Genomic DNA, 16,365 nt, shown 5'->3' with positions numbered 1-16,365 from the left:
TAGCGTGCATGGTTTGTTTATGAAATCAAAGATTCCATAGCATAGCTGATAAGGGATAGGGGCAACAACTCTTGTTAAAGGTGGAATGTGGAAAATAACTTATTTTTTAATGGCACTTAAAGTCGGCGGTCATTTTACCCACCGCCGACGAGAAAAAATTAATGCAGAATTTTTGCCAGAAAATCGCGGGCGCGTTCCGATTTAGGATGGGCAAAGAAATCCTCTTTCTGACTGTCTTCGACAATTTTACCCTCATCCATGAAAATAACGCGGTGGGCGACTTTTCTGGCAAATCCCATCTCATGGGTGACGACCATCATGGTCATGCCTTCCTTTGCCAACTCCACCATGACATCCAGCACCTCATTGATCATTTCGGGATCAAGTGCAGAAGTCGGCTCATCAAACAACATCGCAATCGGGTCCATGCAAAGTGCACGGGCGATGGCAACACGTTGTTGCTGACCACCGGAAAGTTGTGAGGGGAGCTTATCGGCCTGATTGAGCAACCCCACTCGTTCCAGTAATTTTAGCGCTTTTTCCGTCGCGGCTTTCTTATCGCGTTTTAGCACCTTAACTTGAGCCAGCGTCAAATTTTCAATGATCGAGAGGTGGGGAAACAGTTCAAAGTGTTGGAACACCATACCGACCTTGGAGCGCAATTGTGCCAGATTCGTGCCCTTGTCATTGACTTTTGTTTCGTTGACCAGAATTTCACCCTGTTGGACGGGTTCAAGGCCATTGACCGTTTTTATCAGTGTGGATTTACCGGAACCAGAAGGCCCACAGACTACAACCACCTCGCCTTTTTTAACTTCAGTTGAGCAGTCAGTAAGAACCTGAAATTGGCCATACCATTTGGATACATTTTTCAGGGAAATCATTAAACAGTCCTTTTCTTCAAATAGTTAACCAGCATAGAAGCGGCAAAGCTAATGACAAAATAAACCAGGCCAGCAAACAGAACCATTTCAACCTGAGTGCCGTCACGTTCACCAATCGTTGTCGCTGTACGGAAAAAATCCGCCAGACTCAGTACATAGACCAGAGAGGTATCTTGGAATAAGACAATGCCTTGCGTCAGCAATAATGGAATCATCGCCCGGAATGCCTGCGGCAGGATGACCAGACGCAGGCTTTGCATATGGCTCATACCCAGCGCCAGTGCCGCAGAGGATTGCCCGCGGGAGATACTCTGAATGCCCGCCCGGATGATTTCAGAATAGTAAGCGGCTTCAAATAGTGAGAAAGCTACCATTGCGGAAATTAAACGAATATCGGTTTTTGGTGATAAGCCTAGAACATTTTGTAATAAGTTAGGCACAATCAGATAGAACCAGAGTAACACCATCACCAATGGCACTGAGCGAAAGAGGTTAACATATAGCGTGGCAAACCAGCGCAATATCTTAATGGATGAGAGACGCATCACCGCCAGAACCGTGCCCCAGACAATACCTATGATAATGGCGACCACAGTGATCTTAGCCGTTATTACCAATCCATTCAGCAGAAAGGGCAAACTGGGAATAATCGAACTCCAATCGAATTGATACATTGCTTTATCTCCCTCCCAGATTGCCCGGTAAACGTATTTTCTTCTCAAGTCTGCTCATGGCAAGCATGATCACGAGATTGATGCCAACATAAGCCAGCGTGATCGCGGTGAATGATTCATAGGCGTGTGCTGAGTAATCCAGTAATTTTCCGGCTTGTGCCGCCATGTCAACCAGCCCGATAGTGGAAGCGATGGCCGAATTTTTCACCAGATTAAGCATTTCCGACGTCATTGGCGGAATGATAATCCGATAGGCGTTTGGCAGCAGAACATAACGGTAAGTTTGTGGCAGGGTCAATCCCATTGCCAGCCCTGCGGCTTTCTGTCCTCTGGGAAGTGATTCAATTGCGGCGCGCACCTGTTCACATACGCGGGCGGCAGTGAATAATCCCAGGCAAATGACTGAAGAAATAAAAAACTGAATATTGGGGTCCAGTTCCATTTTGAACCAATCGCCCAGGCTTTGGGGCAAGAACTCTGGGACTACCAGATACCAGGTAAAAAATTGGACAATCAGGGGCACATTACGAAACAGCTCCACATAACAGGCACCCAATCCAGAAAGAAATCGGTTCGGGGCCGTCCGCAGAATACCAAACAACGATCCGACAACAAGTGCAATAATCCAGGCGCAGATGGAGAGTGCGATGGTGACTTGAAACCCAGAAATTAGCCACCCCAAATAGGTGGTGTTACCAAATGGGGCCGCTTGTAATAAGATGCCCCAATTCCAATCAACAGACATAATCATGCTCCCTGAAATGGGGTTGGCGGTAATGCCTAAAAACGATCTAAAAAATGAGGTAGGAAACGACTACCTCATACCCGTCGTACCAATAAAATCGGGATTTTTTAGTTCGTTGCTTAATCCAATGCTTTGTCGTTTGGTGATTTAAACAAGGCTCTCATTTCATCTGACATGGAGAAGTTCAAATTCAGGTTCTTAGGTGGAATGGGTTCTTTAAACCAACGATCAAACATTTTTTCTGCTTCACCGGAGGTTTGCACTTTGACAATAACCTCATCAATCAATTTTTTGAATTGGGGATCATCTTTGCGTAGCATACAGCCATAGGCTTCTTCCGATTGTGGTTTGCCAACAATGATCCATTGATCGGGTTTCTTGGCTTTTGCGCGTTCACCCGCGAGTAAAGCATCATCCATCATAAAGGCGACAGCGCGGCCTGATTCCAGGGTACGGAATGAATCACCATGGTCTTTGGCGCTGATGATGCGCATTTTCATTTGTTTCTCATCATTGAGTTTATTCAGCAAGATTTCAGACGTTGTACCAGAAGTGACAACCACATTTTTCCCTGCCAGATCATCAAATCCCTTGATGTTTGAATCTTTTTTAGCCAGAAGACGAGTGCCGACGGAAAAGATGGTGTTGGAGAATGCTGCTTGTTTTTGCCGTTCATGGTTGTTGGTTGTAGAACCACATTCAAAATCGAAGGTCCCGTTTTGCAGCAGGGGAATGCGGTTCTGAGAGGTAATCGGGATCAGCTTGACTTGCAAGTTAGGCATATCCAGCTTTTTCTTGACAGCATTGACGATCAAATTGGAATAATCTTGAGAGTAACCGACAACGTTTTGCTGATTATCGTAGTAAGAGAATGGAACCGAAGATTCTCTGTGCCCAACAACGATAATGCCATTATCTTTGATTTTTTTTAGTGTACCAGCCAGTTCCTCAGCATGGGCAGCTCCTACCGCGCTAAGTAACATCATGCTTAACATCAACTTACGCATATACAGCTCCTTTATCGATTATGTTTGCGAACTTGGGTTTGCTAGATATTGGTGTTTCTACGTTGGTGGATGGAACTGTTTATAGAAACGATTCCTTGAGTTTTTTGTTTATGTATCGTAAAAAAATAATACAAAATGTTACTTTTTTGAAACTATTATGTTTCTATTTCGCGAGCCGTCTCGCACTATTGAATAAACAATTTCACTTGAAGTGATTTGAAAGAGAGCAATATTAGATGTTGTTCACATTTTGCACTGTTTGGCATGATGTTTTGTTTTTTATTTGATCTGATTGTATATATGTTGTTCTTTGTGGATAAATTTTGTCAAAAATAGTGACAGGGAGAGTTTTATTGGAATTTCCTGTGGAAATGGGAGGCATGATCTCAAAAAGGATGTTCTGTAGTCGCCCTGCACTTTAGATTCAAAGAAGACAAATAAATGAAAATGGCGCTTTAGGTCGCCATTCAAAATATCATTTAATGGAAGTATTGGGATATTTTAATAAACATCAGGAATAAAGGCGATTTAAGCAGTTTTTTGTTCTTGATAAGGCTATCGATATTATTTTTAATATGTTAAATTTTTCTGGCAAGACTTAATGCCTAACTTCATTTTAACAAAAAATTAGGATGGTAAGTGCTATGTCATATCTGATTTATTTATCATTAAATGGTAAAAAACAAGGCTTAATTTCAGCCGGATGTTCAACCATCGATTCAATAGGAAACAGATATCAAAATGGACACGAAGACCAAATACAGGTACTGAGTTTAAACCACACAATAACGCGCCAGCAGAATGTCAGTCATCAACCCATAGAATTTATTAAGCCAGTAGATAAGTCATCACCATTGTTAGCTATGGCAATAGATTCAAATGAATCGCTAAATGGTAAATTTATTTTTTACAGAACAGGTCAAACTGGACAATTGGAATTATTTTATGAAGTAAAAATCACGGAAGCCACTATCACTGATATTTCCTGTGTATACCCACATTCTATCAATAATTTCGATGCCATGCCACATGAAAGAGTTTTTTTAAATTACAAATCTATATCATGGAATCATATCACAGCCGGAACATCAGCCTATAGCATATGGGAAGACAGAAACTATTAAATAATAACGGGCATAGCAATATGCTATGCTTGTTTACATAATGATATTTCTTTCACATATTTATTAGGTGCCATCCATGATGATTTATCACATGTAATGTAATTTTCATTTTTTAGTTTAAAATCAACATAGAAAGAAAAAAACAAAGTAAAAATAAATCCTATTACAGCTAACAGCCCAAAAGCACTCCCTATTTTATTATTGAATACTATCTTTTTTTTAGTTATAAGGTATTTGAGTAATAGTAAAGAGAAATACATGCATAATGGACTACCCCAAATAAACCAAGCGCTTTTTGACGAAAAAGTAATAATATCACTTCTGGTAAAAAGACCATTATAATCAACTATTGATGCTAATCCGCCAAATATAGCAACGCTCATAAAAACGAGTGATACAATAAATATTTTTACTCTGGATGGAATGTTTTCATTATCCACGAGAATATCTGCCCCATATGTTAAAAAATTGGTCTGGATGATAAGGTTTAGGCGATCTTGCCTTATGTTCTTTTAAATTTTTAATTATAGTTTCACTGATTTTATATTTGCTATCTAAGTAATATAAGCCATAAACAACAGCTACTCCAACTAGGAAAACACCAATAGCTACAACAGTAGCACTAGCCCCAATAGCAAAAATTGGCGAAGTTACTATTGCTCCAACAGTAAGCCTAGCTATTGTTGTCGATACAATTAACTTTGCCATATCCATTGATACGTTAACAAAAAAATCTGTCAGACTATATTCATCTTTAAGCATTAATTCAACGGCTCTATATGCAGCAGAAAATACAATACCGAACCTGGCACCTGAGGCAATACTACTTTCCATAGCCACAGAACCAACGCCAACTTCCATTATTTTTTTATTATTGATAAGATATCTTGTCGCATTCAGGTATCGTCTGACACCTGGGGTGTCAGTTAGTTTTATATATCTTACGCCATTTTTCCCTAAATATTCTATCGCTTTTACACCTTTTCCTTTTAATTCATTTATTATATGCGTTGTTATTCCGATATTTATAGGTTTAAAATGTTTGGCTACTTTAAAAACGCCAGGGGCATCTTTTATGTTACCAGCAAATGATGACAATGGATCAGCTATTGAATAGGTATCATCCCGTAATGATTTAAGATCACGCCCTAATGCTTTCAAAAAGATAATAGCTTCATCTTGATCTAATAGTGCATAGTAATCTATGTTTTCATTGAGTTGCTTTTCAAGATCTTTATAATTGATATGATCCATTTGTTTTTTGAAATTTGCTTCATAATTGAAATCATCTTCAACCCATGTTCTTAAGCGGGGATCATATTTCATTTTATAACTCCCTCTATATTTAATGTTTATTCATTTTTCTCTTCTTATCTTATCGGACTCAGCTATTTTTTCTTTAGATTTTCTGAATTATTGAGAGCTGGATCAGGTTTTTCTGCCTACATTTTAATAACCGCAGAAATTAAATTCTGCGGCGATTTTTGATAAAACCAAGGATGAGAAACAGAACCGTTGCTCCCCATATTGGCCAGTTTCCGAAGCGGAAATAAGGCGTTAGACCGGTAGCGGGAGTCACTTTGGCTTCCAGTACCTGTCGGGTAAACTGTGGAATCTCCGCTTGAATTGAGCCATCGGGATTGATGACGGCGGTAATACCATTATTGGTTCCCCGCAGGAGAGGGCGACCCAGTTCAAGGGCGCGCATACGAGCCATTTGGAAGTGTTGCCACGGGCCGATGGAACGCCCAAACCAGGCATCATTAGACACCGTGAGCAGAAACTCCGTATCAGGTTTGAAGTTATCACGTACCTGTTCGCCCAAAATAATTTCATAGCAGATAGCCGCAGTAATATTGTGGCCGGCAACAGAAAGCTGGGGCTGGATATAATCACCACGGCTGAAAGAGGACATCGGCAAATTGAAGAAAGGTGCCAATGGGCGCAATATCGACTCCAATGGAACAAACTCACCAAACGGGACCAGATGATGTTTGTCATAACGGGTCGGGGCCGGATATTGATAAGGGGTTTTATCACCCAATACGATAATGCTATTGTAGAATTTATAACCTTCCAGCGTGGGTCTGGCATCAACAATGCCGGTAATCAAGCTGGTTTTGTGCTGTCTCAGTAAGCTATCCAGATGAGTCAGGAAATCACTCTGGTTGTATTCATCATCAGGAATGGCAGATTCAGGCCAGATGATAATCGGCGTTTTGCCAATGAAGGGACGGCTATTATCCAGATAAATATCCAGCGTCTTCCCAAGAACCGCCGGGTCCCACTTGATGTCCTGGGGGATATTGCCTTGAACCAGTGCGATATCAGTGGCTTTTTCCGGTTGTAGGTTATACCACTGGTAGTGTCGCATTGGCCACGGTAACAGCAGCAAGATAATGGCAACGATGGCCGATGCCCCTTTTTTATGCACAACCGCAAAAACCAGCAACCCGCTGATCATCATCAGTAAGAAGGTTATACCTTCCACACCCAGAATAGGCGCAATGGCTTTCATGGGGCCATCAATTTGACTGTAGCCGAATTGTAACCACGGAAATCCGGTTAATACCCAGCTCCGCAAGAATTCGGTTAATTGCCATAGCGCTGGGCTGGCAATGATTAGCCTGATACCACTGGAAGCCGGAAAAAAACGGTTCAGTAGGCCAGCAAATAGCGCAGGATAAAGCGCGAGATAGGCAGAGAGCAGGATCACCAAAAAGATATTGATGGCGGTTGGCATACCGCCAAAATTGGCGATACTGACATAAACCCAGTTGGCACCACTGCCAAATAAGCCCAGTCCCCAACATAAACCGATGGAGAAAGCCTGACGGTGGGTTCTGTTTAAGGTTAGGATTTGCAGGCCGAAAAGAGAAATGAGGGCAGCAGGCCAGAAATCAAAAGGTGAAAAAGCCAGTGTGCCACTGGCTCCGAAAAGAAGTGCCAGCACAGCACGTAGCCGCTGGCAACTCATTAATGAGGCTTTGTTCATCAGGTCCTGTTATTGTTTATCAAGGCTAGGAACGTCAGCATCATTCGGTATTTTTACATGAACCTGAATGATCTTACGGCTATCAGACATGGCCACTTTGAAAAGATAACCATTGATGGCAACGGACTCCCCACGGGAAGGCAGATGCCCAAATGCCTGCATAACCAGCCCGCCAATAGTATCCACCTCTTCATCGCTGAAATGAGTACCGAAAACGTCGTTGAAATCCTCAATTTGAGTCAATGCCCGAACGGAATAGGAGTGGCGGCTTAACGTGCGAATATCGTTATCATCATCATCATCGTATTCGTCCTCTATTTCACCCACAATCAGTTCAAGAATGTCCTCAATGGTGACCAGTCCCGAAACACCACCAAACTCATCGATCACAATCGCCATATGGTAACGTTGGGAACGGAATTCTTTCAGCAGACGGTCAACACGTTTGCTTTCTGGCACCACAACCGCTTGGCGAAGAACTTTATCAATGCTGAAAGGCTCTGCGTTCGTGCGCATGAACGGCAGCAGGTCTTTTGCCATCAATATGCCTTCGATGTGATCTTTGTCTTCGCTGATCACGGGAAAACGTGAATGGGCCGAATCGATAATAACATCCAGACATTCGTCCAGAGATTGATTGCGTTTTAAGGTAACGATCTGTGAGCGTGGGATCATAATGTCACGCACGCGCTGGTCAGCAATATCCATTACCCCTTCGAGCATCTCTCGGGTATCAGGATCGATCAGGTCGTTCTGCTCAGAATCACGGATCAGTTCAACCAAATCATCACGGTTTTTCGGCTCACCGTGAAAAAGCTGATTAAGTAGCGCAAAGAAGCCTTTCTTAGGGCCAGGGCTATCGTTACTTGAAGGATGGTCGTCGCTCATGGCGTTTTAATGAAAATTTCCCATTAATAAAAATCGTAGATTTTAATGTTTAACATAAAAATGTCGGTAGGGGTTATTCTTTTTCCGCTAGATAGGGATCAGGATAACCCATTTTTTTTAGAATTTCTGTTTCCAGAGATTCCATTTCCTCTGCTTCATCGTCCTCGATATGGTCATATCCCAGAAGATGAAGGCTGCCGTGAACGACCATGTGTGCCCAGTGTTCTTCGGCCGTTTTCTGTTGTTCCTCTGCCTCTTTTTCAACAACTTGTCGGCAGATGATTAAATCACCGAGCAAAGGTAACTCAATTTCAGGTGGTGCTTCAAATGGAAAGGATAACACATTGGTTGGTTTATCTTTCCCTCGATAAGTGAGGTTTAAATCGTGGCTTTCTGCCTCATCGACCAAACGTATTGTGACTTCACTTTCTGCCTGAAATTGTGGCAGAACCCCTTCCAACCAATGTTGGAAGAGGGCTTCATCAGGAAGCCCCGCCGGATTTTCACATGCAATTTGCAAATCTAATATTACTGAACTCATTGTGCTTCCTGTCTGCGTTTTTCATTAAGCGCTTTTTTGCGCTCCTGCTCTGCGGCTTCCCATATTTCATAGGCGACAACCACTTTTGCAACCACCGGATGGCGGACAACGTCTTCGCTATGCAAGAAGTTAAAACTCAGTTCGTCAACATCAGATAAAACTTCCACTGCGTGGCCCAAGCCTGATTTTTGCCCTCTTGGCAGGTCAATTTGGGTGACGTCACCCGTAATGACTGCCTTGGAGTTAAAGCCAATGCGGGTCAGAAACATTTTCATCTGTTCGATGGTCGTGTTCTGGCTTTCATCGAGAATAATAAAGGCATCATTGAGGGTTCGTCCACGCATATAAGCCAGTGGTGCCACTTCAATAACGTTTCTTTCGATCAGCTTCTCAACTTTTTCAAATCCCAACATTTCAAACAGGGCGTCATAAAGTGGACGCAGATAAGGGTCGACTTTCTGACTCAGGTCACCGGGCAGGAAGCCTAATTTTTCTCCGGCCTCAACCGCAGGGCGGGTCAGCAGAATACGGCGAATTTCCTGACGTTCCAGTGCATCAACAGCAGCAGCGACGGCCAAATAGGTTTTCCCTGTTCCCGCAGGCCCGACCCCGAACGTGATATCGTGCGTCAGGATATTGGCAATATATTGCGCCTGATTGGGTGTACGGGGCTTTATAACACCCCGCTTGGTTTTGATATTCACGGCCTTGCCGTATTCAGGCACACTTTCTGCGACCTGTTCCAGTATGCGGCTTTCGGTGATGGCCAGATGAACCTGTTCAGGTTCAAGAGCGGGTATCACGCCGCGTACAGGAGCGGTTTCGACATAAAGGTGACGCAGAATTCCTGCGGCTGCGTTTACACACAGTGGCTTACCTATCAGTTTGAAACGATTGTCGCGGCGGCTGATTTCGATACCCAAACGACGCTCAAGTTGTTTCAGATTATCATCAAGTGGTCCACACAGGCTCATTAGACGTTGATTATCTGTGGGTTCCAGAAAAATTTCTTGTGTTGCTACTTGTGGGTTAATTTGTGTCACTGATTATCTCTATGTTAGGACCGGTTAAGGTTGATAAAAACCAACGCCGATTTCATCTTCCTTGCGAGTACGCGCAATGACGGATTCAGGTGACTCATGGACACGGAGATCCATCTCATCTTCCGTTCGGATAACTTTACCGCGCAGGGAGTTGGCGTAGACATCAACAATTTCGACATCAACGAATTTGCCAATCATGTCCGGCGTCCCTTCAAAGTTAACCACGCGGTTATTCTCAGCACGGCCGGAAAGTTCCATGATATTTTTGCGGGATGGGCCTTCAACGAGAATACGTTGTGTACTGCCAATCATCGCACGGCTGAAACTCATGGCCTGTTGGTTGATGCGTTGTTGGAGTAAGTATAAACGCTGTTTCTTTTCCTCTTCACTCACGTCATCAGGCAAATCGGCCGCAGGGGTTCCTGGACGTGCTGAATAGATAAAGCTGAAACTCATGTCGAAGTTGACATCGGCGATCAGTTTCATGGTTTTTTCGAAATCATCCTGAGTCTCCCCCGGGAAGCCGATGATGAAGTCAGAACTAATCAAAATGTCAGGGCGGGCTTTACGCAGGCGGCGAATGATACCTTTGTATTCCAGCGCGGTATGGGCACGTTTCATCATGGTCAGAATGCGGTCAGAACCACTTTGGACGGGCAGGTGCAGGTAGCTGACCAACTCGGGCGTGTCCTCGTAGACTGCGATGATATCATCTGTGAATTCAATGGGATGGCTGGTGGTGAAGCGGATGCGGTCGATACCGTCAATGGCCGCAACCAGACGCAGCAGTTCCGCAAATGTGCAGATATCTCCATCAAATGTGGCACCACGGTAGGCATTGACATTCTGACCGAGCAGGTTAACTTCACGGACGCCCTGTGCGGCAAGTTGAGCAATCTCAAACAGAATATCGTCACAAGGACGGCTGACTTCTTCCCCACGGGTATAAGGAACGACGCAGAATGTGCAGTATTTATTACAGCCTTCCATGATGGAAACGAATGCGCTGGGGCCTTCGGCACGAGGTTCCGGCAGACGGTCGAATTTTTCTATCTCAGGGAAACTGATATCAACGATTGGGCTGCGGGTGCCTTTTACGTGGTTAATCATTTCAGGCAGGCGGTGCAGGGTTTGTGGCCCGAAGATAATATCGACGCTAGGTGCGCGCTGGCGAATGAAATCCCCTTCCTGAGAAGCTACGCAACCCCCTACGCCAATAATGATTTCAGGGTTTTTGTCTTTTAATCCCTTCCAGCGACCAAGTTGGTGAAAGACTTTTTCCTGCGCTTTTTCACGGATTGAACACGTATTCAGGAGTAAAATATCCGCTTCTTCGGCGACATCGGTCAACTGATAACCGTGAGTGGTTTCCAGAAGGTCGGCCATCTTGGATGAATCGTATTCATTCATCTGACAGCCCCAGGTTTTGATGTACAGTTTTTTTATCGTCGACATTTTTTTGTATCCGGTGTTTCCAGTGGAATGATGCTTCAACACTGAAAAGCGCAATGTATTGCACATAGTGTATTTAGCATAATATTGTTGGCTATTGTAGTCATTTGAGGCACGAGTGACCAGACTGTAACAGCGGATATTCACAGCCGGAAAGCGAAAATTCCGGTACACTATTTCCGGTACACTCTTTTAATCAATAAGCTAATCATGTGATAGGTATGAATAATCCACAACCAAAATTCGATATCGTTGTCGTGGGAGCCGGCATGGTTGGTGCCGCGACAGCACTGGGATTGGCACAGGAAGGCTGGCGCGTTGCATTATTGGAACACCAGCCACCCGTGCCTTATGATGCGGGCAGTAAACCTGATATTCGTGTGTCTGCGATTAGCTGTGCTTCCGTGGATTTATTGAAACAATTGGGAGCGTGGAAAAATGTATTGCAGATGCGCAGTGCCCCTTATCGCAAACTGGAGACATGGGAACAGAATGATTCCAATGTGACTTTTGATGCCAATAGCCTTGGGTTGCCAGAATTGGGCTATATGGTGGAAAACCGCATTTTGCAGCTGGGATTGTGGCAGGAGTTTGAGCGTTACCCGAACCTGACTCTGTTTTGTCCTGCGGCGCTGAAATCGATGCAGCGTCGACATGAGGATAAAATATGGCGGGTGACATTGGCAGATGGCATGGAAATCGATACTCGTCTGATCATTGGTGCAGATGGTGCCCGTTCTCAAGTCCGTCAATTGGCCAATATTGGCAGTCGGGGATGGGAGTATCGGCAGTCGTGTATGCTGATAACCGTGAAGACTGAGCAGCCTCAACAAGATACAACATGGCAACAGTTTTTCCCTTCTGGCCCCAGAGCTTTCCTGCCGCTGTTTGATCAGTGGGCTTCACTGGTTTGGTATGATTCCCCCGCCCGTATTCGCCAATTGCAGTCAATGACAATGGGGCAACTTGAGCGAGAAATTTTTAAGGCATTTCCGACCCGCTTGGGCAAAGTGACCCCGATTGCGGCCGGTTCATTTCCTTTGGTTCGCCATCATGCCAGCCGTTATGTGCAAGAAGGGTTAGTTTTGCTGGGGGATGCGGCTCATACCATTAACCCATTGGCGGGGCAGGGCGTGAACTTGGGATATAGAGATGTTGATGCTTTGCTCAACGTGCTGACCAATGCTAAGGACTTGTCGGAAGATTGGGATTCCCTGACGATTTTGATGCGTTATCAGCGCCGCAGGATGCCGGATAATTTGGTGATGCAGGCGGGGATGGATCTTTTCCACACCGCGTTCAGTAATGATTTGCCAGGATTGAAAACGGTACGAAACCTGGCATTGATGGCCGCGCAGCGTTCAGGAATGATGAAAAATCTTGCGCTGAAATATGCATTGGGATTGTGATGGGTATTAAGGCGTTTCTCTAAAGCATTCTCTAAATTACCTGAGAATCTTCTTATCGTAGTGGAAGAAACTTGTGGCCGCAGATATCCGGCTCTATTCCTCTATAAAGGGGATCAGCCATATATCACTCATGAAAGCGGTGCGACAGTAGACGTTGTTAAATAAGCCGCTCAGTTCTCATATGTTTTTGATTTTGAAGGCGCAGAACAATTAGGCGCTTTACTGAAACAAAACGTAGGTAAAACACTGCATTTTGGCTTCAACTGGAAATAAATCATCCTACACTCTGAATTCAAGGCTGCGCCCCGGTGTGGCCTTTTTTATTTCTACCCGTTGTCAACTTAGAGTTTACAACCCGCTCTGTTCATCACGGATATCCCAATCCGACAGGATTAATTGAACACCTGATGAAGGTCACGGATAGCGAAGATATCATTTATTTAATTATTCAACGCGACAAAAGATTGCATTACTAAACAAAATGACGCATATTATAAGTGCGCAGGCGTATGCGTTAGTACCGCATGTAACACAAAAATCGAGAGAGCAAGCAAATGGCTATTAGCATCCGTTTAGATGATGACTTCGTGAATGATGTAAAAATTCACGCAGAAGCATCAAGTAGGAGTGTGCCAAAGCAGATCGAGCATTGGGCAAAAATAGGCCGCATCGCTGAAGATAACCCTGATTTGCCATACTCTTTTATCCTTGATGTCTTGCTGGCGAAAAGCGAAGTCAACAATGGTAAGGTGTCGCGTTATGTCAGAAGGACAAAAAATCCCCAAGATTGATGTTTATGAAACAAGGCGTTTCTCTAAGGCATTATCTAAGTTACCTGAAAATCTTCTTGCCATCGTGGAAGATGAAATAGAAAAAATTATCGACAACCCTGAAATTGGCGAACAAAAGAAAGGTGATTTGAGTTTTCTTCGTGTTCACAAGTTTCAATTGAGTAACCAGCTAACATTGCTTGGTTATCACTGGGTTGAAGAGAAAATAGAGCTTTACCTGTTAAATTTGGGTCCTCATGAAAATTTCTATCAGGAACAAAAGCGGCACAGGAAAGATGATCTAAAGTTTATTAAATGATACACAAGGCTGCGCTATTTGCGTGGCCTTTTTCATTTCACCACCGCAATCACTTACAGAACCTCAGTATCTTCTATTGCGGTTGGCATTCTATTAACTTACCCGCAGGAACGCGCTTAGACGTCCGTGTCCAGATGCCGAAAGATTCGGTGTGGAATGTGGGACAGGGGGAGGCGGGCGATTTGGGGTCGTGATAGATGTGAATATGCGCATTCCGCCCCTGAGAGCTTATCCCCGTAATCAGCAACTGTTGCATCATTTGGTGGCAGGTTAAAAATTTTCAATAGGGGAGTTATGGCTTGAATTTTGATAACGGAAGAACAAAAAAACCACCTTGTGGTGGCATTATGAATCAAAGAATATTCTTACTGTATATTCTTTTTCTGTTCTTTCTTTACTCTTTTCCAATGTTTCACTTCACGTAACACATTGAAAAATATGGCTGGGGTACCAGGATTCGAACCTGGGAATGCCGGAATCAGAATCCGGTGCCTTACCGCTTGGCGATACCCCAATTGGATTCGTAAAAGAATGGTGGCTACGACGGGAATCGAACCTGTGACCCCAGCATTATGAGTGCTGTGCTCTAACCAGCTGAGCTACGTAGCCATTTACGATAATCGTAAGGGATTGTGATAACGTTCAGTAATATGGCTGGGGTACCAGGATTCGAACCTGGGTATGCCAGGATCAAAACCTGGTGCCTTACCGCTTGGCGATACCCCAACTGAATATTATCAATGCAACCTTTGTTGTTCTTAAACTGTTTTGATCTAACGCGACATCGTTTTAATGTTACTGCTGCTTCAGTTGTATGGCTGGGGTACCAGGATTCGAACCTGGGCATGCCAGGATCAAAACCTGGTGCCTTACCGCTTGGCGATACCCCAACTGAAACAACACACTAAAACTTAAAATCGTGACTAAAACACATTTTAAGTACAAACCGATAAAGAAAATGGTGCGGGAGGCGAGACTTGAACTCGCACACCTTGCGGCGCCAGAACCTAAATCTGGTGCGTCTACCAATTTCGCCACTCCCGCAAAGATGGTGGCTACGACGGGAATCGAACCTGTGACCCCAGCATTATGAGTGCTGTGCTCTAACCAGCTGAGCTACGTAGCCATCTTTTTTTGCTTTGCCTTCATCGGCGGTGCGGGGCGCATTATGCGTATATCAGAGAGATGCGTCAACTGCTTTTTTAAATAAATATGCACAAAAGCATTCGTTTGTTTGTCCTGTAATCATTTTGCGGACAAACTCGACAAAAAAGCTGAAATTATCCCCCAAGAAGATGTTGCAGCAGTACACCATTAAGCATAGCGCGTTTTGTGAGTGCAAAGGCACCAATAGCAGAACCGTGATTCAGCTCAGAAATGACGACAGGGAGGTCTTCACGGAATGCCTGTAAGACCTGTGTATTGATGCAACTCTGTATGGCAGGGATTAAAACCGATTCTGCCTCTGTGATTTCTCCCGCAATGACGACCTTCTGAGGATTAAATAAGTTAATCGCGATGGAAATGGCTTTGCCAAGATAATGCCCTACCTGCCTGATCACTTCTGTTGCCAGTGGGTCACCCGCATTGGCTGCGAGGCAGATGGCATGAATGTTGCAGTTATTCAAGGCAAGCTGGCTTGGGAAGCCTTGACGTAACTGATGCTGTACTCTGGCTTCTATGGCTGAATTAGACGCGATGGTTTCCAGACAACCAAAATTACCGCAATGACAGCGTTCACCCAGCGGCTCGATTTGGATATGGCCTATTTCGCCCAGATTACCACGTTTGTTGCGCAGGATATTGTTGTTTACGATAACACCCGCTCCCGTGCCGCGATGGATACGCACCAGAATGGAGTCCTCACAATCACGGGTTGCCCCAAAGTAATTTTCAGCCAATGCCAGGCTGCGGATATCATGCCCAATAAAACAGAAGGTATTGAAATGATCTCTGAGGGTTTTAACCAGAGGCCAGTTATCTACCTTAATGTGTGGCATATAGCGGACAACGCCTTTATCAGGATCAACCAAACCCGGCAGGATCACTGAAATTGCGATCAATTCACGGAGCCGGCGTTGGTTTTTGTCAATGAAATCCTCAATGGCGAAAATAATTCGCTTTTCGACTGCCTGTTGAGTATTTTCCGACACCGGGTAATGCTCTTCCACCAATGTCTTACCGTTCATATCGAATAGCGCCACCGTTGCATCATGGCGCCCAAGTCGAATGCCAATAGTATGGAAATGGCGGGTTTCAGTGATAATGGAAATTGCACGTCTTCCTCCCGTGGAGGCTTGGTGTTCGACCTCTTTTATCAGGCCGCGTTCCAATAACTGACGAGTAATTTTGGTTACACTAGCGGGGGCAAGTTGGCTCTCTTCTGCAATTTGAATGCGTGATATTGGCCCATGCTGATCAATCAACCGATAGACCACAGCACCATTCAGTTGCTTGACTAAATCAATATTACCGATTTGCTTTTGTGCGTTTTCATTACTCATCAGTCGTTAT

The 16,365-nt window shown here is 44.3% G+C and carries 16 protein-coding genes, 6 tRNA genes and 1 pseudogene; 5 read left to right on the top strand and 18 right to left on the bottom strand.

All coding sequences use genetic code 11. From position 1 onward, the window contains the following. Positions 1 to 158 precede the first annotated feature (158 nt). The 4 genes from Xbed_RS14885 to Xbed_RS14870 form a co-directional block, all read right to left on the bottom strand. On the bottom strand, positions 159 to 884 hold the full coding sequence (locus Xbed_RS14885; protein WP_086113690.1) for an amino acid ABC transporter ATP-binding protein: 726 nt from the start codon (positions 882 to 884) through the stop codon (positions 159 to 161). Then, on the bottom strand, positions 884 to 1,558 hold the full coding sequence (gltK, locus tag Xbed_RS14880) for a glutamate/aspartate ABC transporter permease GltK (RefSeq protein WP_086113689.1): 675 nt from the start codon (positions 1,556 to 1,558) through the stop codon (positions 884 to 886). The genes Xbed_RS14885 and gltK overlap by 1 nt, the downstream gene beginning before the upstream one ends. Positions 1,559 to 1,562: 4 nt before the next feature. Then, positions 1,563 to 2,303: an amino acid ABC transporter permease gene (locus Xbed_RS14875; RefSeq protein WP_086113688.1), complete on the bottom strand. Its 741-nt coding sequence runs from the start codon at positions 2,301 to 2,303 to the stop codon at positions 1,563 to 1,565. Between the two features lie 119 nt (positions 2,304 to 2,422). Continuing rightward, positions 2,423 to 3,310, bottom strand: a complete 888-nt coding sequence (locus Xbed_RS14870; RefSeq protein WP_422641367.1) for an amino acid ABC transporter substrate-binding protein — start codon at positions 3,308 to 3,310, stop codon at positions 2,423 to 2,425. A gap of 644 nt (positions 3,311 to 3,954) precedes the next feature. Between Xbed_RS14870 and Xbed_RS14865 the strand changes: the two genes are divergently transcribed. After that, positions 3,955 to 4,434, top strand: a complete 480-nt coding sequence (locus tag Xbed_RS14865; protein ID WP_086113686.1) for an Hcp family type VI secretion system effector — start codon at positions 3,955 to 3,957, stop codon at positions 4,432 to 4,434. A gap of 23 nt (positions 4,435 to 4,457) precedes the next feature. Here Xbed_RS14865 and Xbed_RS14860 read toward each other — a convergent pair whose 3' ends face one another. The 7 genes from Xbed_RS14860 to miaB form a co-directional block, all read right to left on the bottom strand. Then, positions 4,458 to 4,874 (bottom strand): DUF1240 domain-containing protein, encoded by a 417-nt coding sequence (locus Xbed_RS14860; RefSeq protein WP_244182509.1) that lies wholly within the window; start codon positions 4,872 to 4,874, stop codon positions 4,458 to 4,460. Next, the gene (locus Xbed_RS14855; RefSeq protein WP_086113685.1) at positions 4,867 to 5,760 is read right to left on the bottom strand and encodes a hypothetical protein; all 894 of its coding nucleotides are present in this window, start codon (positions 5,758 to 5,760) and stop codon (positions 4,867 to 4,869) included. The genes Xbed_RS14860 and Xbed_RS14855 overlap by 8 nt, the downstream gene beginning before the upstream one ends. Positions 5,761 to 5,899: 139 nt before the next feature. Next, complete coding sequence (gene lnt / locus Xbed_RS14850) at positions 5,900 to 7,429, bottom strand: apolipoprotein N-acyltransferase (RefSeq protein WP_086113684.1); 1,530 nt, start codon at positions 7,427 to 7,429, stop codon at positions 5,900 to 5,902. Positions 7,430 to 7,438: 9 nt separating this feature from the next. After that, entirely contained in the window at positions 7,439 to 8,317 is an 879-nt protein-coding gene (gene corC, locus Xbed_RS14845; RefSeq protein WP_086113683.1) for a CNNM family magnesium/cobalt transport protein CorC, read from the bottom strand. A 73-nt stretch (positions 8,318 to 8,390) separates the two neighbouring features. Beyond that, on the bottom strand, positions 8,391 to 8,858 hold the full coding sequence (gene ybeY, locus Xbed_RS14840) for an rRNA maturation RNase YbeY (protein ID WP_086113682.1): 468 nt from the start codon (positions 8,856 to 8,858) through the stop codon (positions 8,391 to 8,393). Further along, positions 8,855 to 9,832 carry a PhoH family protein gene (locus Xbed_RS14835; RefSeq protein WP_422641368.1) on the bottom strand — a complete coding sequence of 326 codons (978 nt, stop codon included), beginning with the start codon at positions 9,830 to 9,832 and terminating at the stop codon, positions 8,855 to 8,857. Before Xbed_RS14835 ends, ybeY begins: the two co-directional genes overlap by 4 nt. 93 nt (positions 9,833 to 9,925) lie before the next feature. Continuing rightward, positions 9,926 to 11,356, bottom strand: coding sequence for a tRNA (N6-isopentenyl adenosine(37)-C2)-methylthiotransferase MiaB (miaB, locus tag Xbed_RS14830; RefSeq protein ID WP_086113680.1), 1,431 nt, complete (start codon positions 11,354 to 11,356; stop codon positions 9,926 to 9,928). Between the two features lie 218 nt (positions 11,357 to 11,574). Between miaB and ubiF the strand changes: the two genes are divergently transcribed. From ubiF to Xbed_RS14815, 4 genes and pseudogenes are all read left to right on the top strand, one after another. Further along, positions 11,575 to 12,762 carry a 3-demethoxyubiquinol 3-hydroxylase gene (ubiF, locus tag Xbed_RS14825; RefSeq protein WP_167371929.1) on the top strand — a complete coding sequence of 396 codons (1,188 nt, stop codon included), beginning with the start codon at positions 11,575 to 11,577 and terminating at the stop codon, positions 12,760 to 12,762. A gap of 189 nt (positions 12,763 to 12,951) precedes the next feature. Continuing rightward, a pseudogene (locus Xbed_RS20825) lies at positions 12,952 to 13,035 on the top strand (Thoeris anti-defense Tad2 family protein); the annotation flags it as partial. A gap of 281 nt (positions 13,036 to 13,316) precedes the next feature. Next, positions 13,317 to 13,553: a ParD-like family protein gene (locus tag Xbed_RS14820; RefSeq protein WP_086113678.1), complete on the top strand. Its 237-nt coding sequence runs from the start codon at positions 13,317 to 13,319 to the stop codon at positions 13,551 to 13,553. Beyond that, positions 13,522 to 13,851, top strand: a complete 330-nt coding sequence (locus Xbed_RS14815; RefSeq protein ID WP_086113677.1) for a type II toxin-antitoxin system RelE/ParE family toxin — start codon at positions 13,522 to 13,524, stop codon at positions 13,849 to 13,851. The genes Xbed_RS14820 and Xbed_RS14815 overlap by 32 nt, the downstream gene beginning before the upstream one ends. Positions 13,852 to 14,290: 439 nt before the next feature. Here the strand turns inward: Xbed_RS14815 and Xbed_RS14805 are convergent. From Xbed_RS14805 to nagC, 7 genes are all read right to left on the bottom strand, one after another. Further along, a tRNA-Gln gene (locus Xbed_RS14805) sits at positions 14,291 to 14,365 on the bottom strand. An 18-nt stretch (positions 14,366 to 14,383) separates the two neighbouring features. Beyond that, positions 14,384 to 14,460: transfer RNA gene (locus Xbed_RS14800), tRNA-Met, on the bottom strand. Between the two features lie 42 nt (positions 14,461 to 14,502). After that, positions 14,503 to 14,577 (bottom strand) — tRNA-Gln (locus Xbed_RS14795). An 89-nt stretch (positions 14,578 to 14,666) separates the two neighbouring features. Continuing rightward, positions 14,667 to 14,741: transfer RNA gene (locus Xbed_RS14790), tRNA-Gln, on the bottom strand. A 69-nt stretch (positions 14,742 to 14,810) separates the two neighbouring features. After that, positions 14,811 to 14,895: transfer RNA gene (locus Xbed_RS14785), tRNA-Leu, on the bottom strand. Between the two features lie 5 nt (positions 14,896 to 14,900). Continuing rightward, positions 14,901 to 14,977: transfer RNA gene (locus Xbed_RS14780), tRNA-Met, on the bottom strand. 154 nt (positions 14,978 to 15,131) lie between these two features. Then, positions 15,132 to 16,355, bottom strand: coding sequence for a DNA-binding transcriptional regulator NagC (nagC, locus tag Xbed_RS14775; RefSeq protein ID WP_086113675.1), 1,224 nt, complete (start codon positions 16,353 to 16,355; stop codon positions 15,132 to 15,134). Positions 16,356 to 16,365: the final 10 nt, after the last annotated feature.

The sequence above is a fragment of the Xenorhabdus beddingii genome, from assembly GCF_002127545.1.
Classification (GTDB): Bacteria; Pseudomonadota; Gammaproteobacteria; order Enterobacterales; family Enterobacteriaceae; genus Xenorhabdus; species Xenorhabdus beddingii.
This window is presented reverse-complemented; position numbering and strand designations above follow the sequence as displayed.

Coding starts and splice junctions, on each gene's coding strand:
- Xbed_RS14815 (WP_086113677.1), top strand. CDS start 13,522: ATGTCAGAAGGACAAAAAATCCCCAAGATTGATGTTTATGAAACAAGG.
- Xbed_RS14870 (WP_422641367.1), bottom strand. CDS start 3,310: ATGCGTAAGTTGATGTTAAGCATGATGTTACTTAGCGCGGTAGGAGCT.
- Xbed_RS14865 (WP_086113686.1), top strand. CDS start 3,955: ATGTCATATCTGATTTATTTATCATTAAATGGTAAAAAACAAGGCTTA.
- Xbed_RS14820 (WP_086113678.1), top strand. CDS start 13,317: ATGGCTATTAGCATCCGTTTAGATGATGACTTCGTGAATGATGTAAAA.
- Xbed_RS14885 (WP_086113690.1), bottom strand. CDS start 884: ATGATTTCCCTGAAAAATGTATCCAAATGGTATGGCCAATTTCAGGTT.
- ubiF (WP_167371929.1), top strand. CDS start 11,575: ATGAATAATCCACAACCAAAATTCGATATCGTTGTCGTGGGAGCCGGC.
- miaB (WP_086113680.1), bottom strand. CDS start 11,356: ATGTCGACGATAAAAAAACTGTACATCAAAACCTGGGGCTGTCAGATG.
- Xbed_RS14855 (WP_086113685.1), bottom strand. CDS start 5,760: ATGAAATATGATCCCCGCTTAAGAACATGGGTTGAAGATGATTTCAAT.
- gltK (WP_086113689.1), bottom strand. CDS start 1,558: ATGTATCAATTCGATTGGAGTTCGATTATTCCCAGTTTGCCCTTTCTG.
- Xbed_RS14835 (WP_422641368.1), bottom strand. CDS start 9,832: ATGAGCCTGTGTGGACCACTTGATGATAATCTGAAACAACTTGAGCGT.
- lnt (WP_086113684.1), bottom strand. CDS start 7,429: ATGAACAAAGCCTCATTAATGAGTTGCCAGCGGCTACGTGCTGTGCTG.
- corC (WP_086113683.1), bottom strand. CDS start 8,317: ATGAGCGACGACCATCCTTCAAGTAACGATAGCCCTGGCCCTAAGAAA.
- Xbed_RS14875 (WP_086113688.1), bottom strand. CDS start 2,303: ATGTCTGTTGATTGGAATTGGGGCATCTTATTACAAGCGGCCCCATTT.
- ybeY (WP_086113682.1), bottom strand. CDS start 8,858: ATGAGTTCAGTAATATTAGATTTGCAAATTGCATGTGAAAATCCGGCG.
- nagC (WP_086113675.1), bottom strand. CDS start 16,355: ATGAGTAATGAAAACGCACAAAAGCAAATCGGTAATATTGATTTAGTC.